We start from the raw sequence: 1,564 nt of genomic DNA on the forward strand, positions 1-1,564 counted from the left end.
CCAGGGTAAACGCATCTAAATTAAGTCCTGCAAATCTATAGAAGCTGACGAAAAAACAGGTTGCTCGTTCAAAATGGAGACTCTGGCATTGCTCCAGACTCGCTTGCGAGATTCTGCCGACTTATGAGTACCATATAAATGTAATACCGATTGCGTTTGGTGCTGCACCTCCTCGGACAGGTCATTATGGCTTTTGGGTTATGTTGATTGAACCCCTTTCACTTCGATGTACTCGCGGACATGATATTCAGCAGGAAGTCGTTATCTATGCCCGCTCGATATCGCTTCATCGCCAGACTCATCTTAGAAGGTTCACGCTCTTTGCAAGTTGACGCTTAAACGGCGCAATAGTCCCAGGTTTTCCGAGGCATATCCCTGGCGAATCCGACAGGCATCTTCGTTGAAGGTTACATCAAGTACGAAGATGCAAACTGTTCTCGATACTCCAGTGGGATCGAATCGCCCGGTTGTGTTGCTGAGCATCTGCTTCCAAGGAGCTGAGGTAGAAGCCAACTTCCGTTGTCGTTGTGTTCCACAATTGACGGGTTCGCTTGACCATGACAATAGTAGTTAAGCCCACCCACAAGCTTTGCCGATGCAACGGTGGTAGTTGATTTATCGGTACTGCCCAGACCTGACGGGTTTCAATCCGATGGTGTCCCGTCTCCACCGTTTTGTGATAATCATACTCAACCCCATGCCAGTTCCGGGCAATAGCCTGCTCAAACCAAGCCGCCACTTGGTCGCTTAGTTTTTTCTGATTGCCTTTGAGGGCTAGCACATACTCTCCTCCGGCTTGCTTGAGCAAGCTGGGCAATCTCTGTCTGTGTTCCCATTGCATCCAGCGTCACCACAGCCCCTTTGAGGTTGAGTAACTTTAGTAGGAGGGGGACGGCTGTAATTTCATTCGACTTGCTATCAACTTTGTGTTGAGCCAGTACCAAGCCGTGTTCACTGCTCCAGGCACTTACTTACACTATGTAGCGCTTTGAGCTTCCCCTCCCGGTCATAGGAACCGGGAGGCCGTCTTGCCGTCGATATGAATTACCTTGATGCCCAGTCTCTCGGTGATGCTGCTCACCCACAAAAGAAAACTCTCCTGTATCGCTTGCGGATCGAGCATCCCAAACACTCGGGCGAAGGTATCGTGGGATGGAACCCCGTGGGGCAAATCTAAAAACGTCTCCAACCAAGATTGCTTAGCCTTGCCATAGGTTTCTATCGCCACAAACCCATCGGCAGCTGAGAGGACTGCCAAAAGAGCAATGGTGATAATCTGTGTCAAACCATGATATTTCGTTCGTTCCACTCGCGGATCTTGGATGTGCTGGAAATAGTTGAGAACACTGTTTCTGAGTATTTTAGCCTCACGCACTTGTTCTGGCCTGACAACGGGACAACCAAAGCCTCTAGCCATACGCTTATTCCGGGATATCCAACCTTAACGTCTATTGAAGATGTCCTCTAGCCAATCTATTATGCACGTTGACTAAGAAAAAATCCCTTTCCTCTTGGTGGCGTTTTGTCAAGTACAATTTATACAAAATTAGATGCGTTTACCCTG

At 48.5% G+C, this 1,564-nt stretch carries 1 pseudogene; it reads right to left on the reverse strand.

The features are described from left to right. Positions 1–218: 218 nt before the first annotated feature. Positions 219–1,417, reverse strand: a pseudogene (locus tag QUA00_RS36635) (ISAs1 family transposase). Positions 1,418–1,564: the final 147 nt, after the last annotated feature.

It is taken from the genome of Microcoleus sp. T2B6 (assembly GCF_036700475.1).
Lineage (GTDB): Bacteria > Cyanobacteriota > Cyanobacteriia > Cyanobacteriales > Microcoleaceae > Microcoleus.